Source organism: Acinetobacter sp. HA (assembly GCF_000264725.1).
In the GTDB taxonomy this organism is placed as follows: Bacteria; Pseudomonadota; Gammaproteobacteria; order Pseudomonadales; family Moraxellaceae; genus Acinetobacter; species Acinetobacter schindleri.
The window spans coordinates 1-3,125 of record NZ_AJXD01000062.1; the positions used below are offsets into that span (position 1 = coordinate 1).

A 3,125-nucleotide genomic window follows, 5' to 3' on the forward strand; every position below is an offset into this window, starting at 1 on the left:
AGAAAACAATTATTATGACATTATTTCAATGAGTTATCTATTTTTGTCGTGTACAGAGGGTTTTAAATTAGATACAGCACCGATACGGAAAGCAGAGTCAATGAAAAGTGTCTATTGGTTTATTGACATGCTTAATCATAGTTCAAAGGAGCGGTTTAGAAAGTTCGCATCCTGCTGGAAAGCTTTTAATGATTTTCTAAAATCTGATAGATCTAACACAAACGAAAATATTTTTTCTAAAGTATATGAATATTTTTCTGACCCTGACATTTCAGCATCAAAATTAAGTGAAAGTATTAATAGTAAAAGTGAGTATTCTCACCCTAGGATTCAATTATTACCTTTTCTAAAGTATGAACAACTGTTCACAAAACATATTGAGATCACTGAAAAAAATTCATCAGAGTACAAAATTACTCAAAAGAGTATTTCTAGAGAACTTAGAAATTATGAAATAAAACTGATCTTAAAGGTTTCTCGCTTTGAGCTTGAGAAATTGATAGATAGTGACTATTTAAACCTTGGTGACAAAGAACTTTATAAAGGAGATATTGCCAGCATAGACGTAGAGCGCTTTCTAATTGGTGCATATCCTCAGCTTAAATCTGTAGTAGTCACCAACATCGAAGAACCCGTAGATAAGGATAAAATTCAGTTAAAAGATGTTGCCAAGATTTTAGAAATCAATTATGACATTGCTAGAAATCTAGCAAAATCTGGATGGTTCAACTTAGAGGATATATATGAAAAGCCGCAGACTCTCAGAAAGTATTCAAAAGAAAAAGTAACAGAATTCAAAAATAAATACATTCTTGTTAGCCCCTTAGCAACACAGCTTAAGGTGTCTCCAACTAATCTAGTGGAGAAATTAGGGGCTTTAGGTATTACTCCTACTAATGGCCCACATATAGATTCAACTGCAATTAATATTTTTTTAAAGTCTGATGTTCAAGATATAAAGACAAATGACCTAAGTACTATTAAGGGCTATCCAACTCGAGCTGGAAGGCACAAAAATACCTTAAAAGATGTATCCCAAAATGCAGATTATTACTCTTTAAATGATTCTGCATCCATATTAGCAATTAGCTCAAATAAAGTTGCTGTACTTGTTCAAAAAGGGATTCTTAGGAAAAATGAGAACAACCCTTTATCTGTTCAGATTGAAGCTTGCTCCCTATTAAATCTTAAAAACAAACTACTAAGCGACGAATTTATTTCCTACCTAGATGCTGCAAAGCAATTGAACTGCCCTGCCAATTGGATAAAAAAGTATTGGTGCAATACAGGCTTCTTAAGCATTGAAGATTTAGTCTATTGGAAGCTCATTCCACGAGAAGAACTCAGTAAAGTACTTAAATTAAAGGAAGTCTATATGACAGGTACTGAAGCTAGTAAGTTACTAGGAATGAGGCATTCGCATATAACGAACCTACAGAAACAAGGTTTAATTCGTCCCTATTATCTTGGCAAAACTGATTCAAAAATTAGGCTGTTTAAAAAAGATGATGTCATCCGCATCAAAAATGAGAATTCTCGATCATCTGCGACTATATGATCTTCTAACAACTAAAAGAGAATCGTTGGGGATTTCCACTTTTACTTTTATCTGTACATCATTACCTCGGTAATCCTTAGCTTTAGACTGGTATTGAACTAAGGCATTTTTACCTATGCCTCTAAGTAAGATTTCAGTATTTTTTAATTCGACATACTCCCCTTTTCTTTCACCAATCTTTGATTCAGGGAAAAGGTCTTTTAGTCCAAATTTTATAAAAATAATACTTTTTCTATCATCTTCTCGTATTGAGGCTAAGGTAGAAGTTATAAGAAAGTTATTCGGCTTTTCGCTATAAAAAAGATATATAGAGCTTGGAAAAAACAATATATATATGAGCATAATAGATAGCTTTAAATTTTTCTTTTCTATACTTTCAGCTGTAGATTCCTCACTCTTTAAATAATTATTATCTCGAAATTCTTTAATAAAGATATCAATACAGTATGTAAGCAATATACTTAAAAAAATCATTAATATTAAATTTAATGATTTTTCGTTATAAAAAAGAAAAATCAATACAAATCCAAAAATATAAAAAATAAATTTTATAAACTTAACAGAAATCTTATCTATTACTTTTTTCACCTTTACCAAGGTAATATTTCTTATATTCACAATATTATTAAAAAATAATTTTATCTGAAATAAAAATTTAAATATCCTTATTATACCACTAAAAATAAAAATAACTATTCTACCAAGTGCATAATGTGAACTCAAAAATAATAAAAAAACCAATAGAAATTTTATAGTTATTAAAAAGAATAAAAGACCATCACCCAATGATAAGTCAGTGGGAAAATAATCAATATATGTAAAGTACAATAGGATTAAACAAATACCAAATCCAATAATGAATTTTATTATCTGGTTACTACAATTAATTACCCAATTAATTTTTTTAAAAATAAAATCAAAAAAACTCAAAACCATCCTCTTTATAAAAATCACTTATAAACAGAATTTTTAAATTAATTCTGTTTATAAGAAAATAGAAGCACAGTCCCTGTCTGGGCTTATAACACTTGGTTTAAAATTATTTTAGAAATAACTAATTAGTCAAAAATACTAATTTGTAGATAGTCCTCATTTATAATATGTATTCTATCTTGATAGTTTTTTGATCTAGGAAAAACCCTCCAAGCAGAAACGTCTTTTGATAACAATTTATTATTATTTCCCATCTTTCTATATAAACTGTCATCTTCAGTTTCTATGATAATTCCTGCATTTGTTTGACGAATTTTTCTATAAGAGTTTTCTTCTAGAACTTTACTATCATCAACAATCCACTCATTTTGAGTAAAATCATAAAATAAGGAATGATTTTCTTTATCTAGCCCGACAAGTTTTTTTCCATCAAACCAGGAATACGCAGCTATATTTTCTAAATTATTTGGAATTCCCGATGTAATATATTCTTTTAAATACGATATATTTTCTTGCGGTATACGTTCTCTCTCTCTAATCTTTTTTAATCTATCTGATGTGGTTCCGTTAATTAGACCACTCAATTCAGTTTTATAAGTGATAAATCCGCTCTAAATATTTAAATTATGCTGCC

The 3,125-nt window shown here is 29.2% G+C and carries 3 protein-coding genes; 1 reads left to right on the plus strand and 2 read right to left on the minus strand.

The genetic code is table 11. From position 1 onward, the window contains the following. Positions 1-1,558 (plus strand): helix-turn-helix domain-containing protein (locus HADU_RS10630; protein ID WP_008306105.1); only part of this gene is annotated, 1,558 nt, incomplete at its 5' end. On the opposite strand, the gene HADU_RS10635 is transcribed toward HADU_RS10630, so the two are convergent. Then, positions 1,541-2,494, minus strand: coding sequence for a hypothetical protein (locus tag HADU_RS10635; RefSeq protein WP_008306108.1), 954 nt, complete (start codon positions 2,492-2,494; stop codon positions 1,541-1,543). The genes HADU_RS10630 and HADU_RS10635 overlap by 18 nt on opposite strands. Positions 2,495-2,616: 122 nt before the next feature. Continuing rightward, the gene (locus HADU_RS10640) at positions 2,617-3,075 is read right to left on the minus strand and encodes a hypothetical protein (protein WP_008306110.1); all 459 of its coding nucleotides are present in this window, start codon (positions 3,073-3,075) and stop codon (positions 2,617-2,619) included. Positions 3,076-3,125: the final 50 nt, after the last annotated feature.

Coding starts and splice junctions, on each gene's coding strand:
- HADU_RS10635 (WP_008306108.1), bottom strand. CDS start 2,494: ATGGTTTTGAGTTTTTTTGATTTTATTTTTAAAAAAATTAATTGGGTA.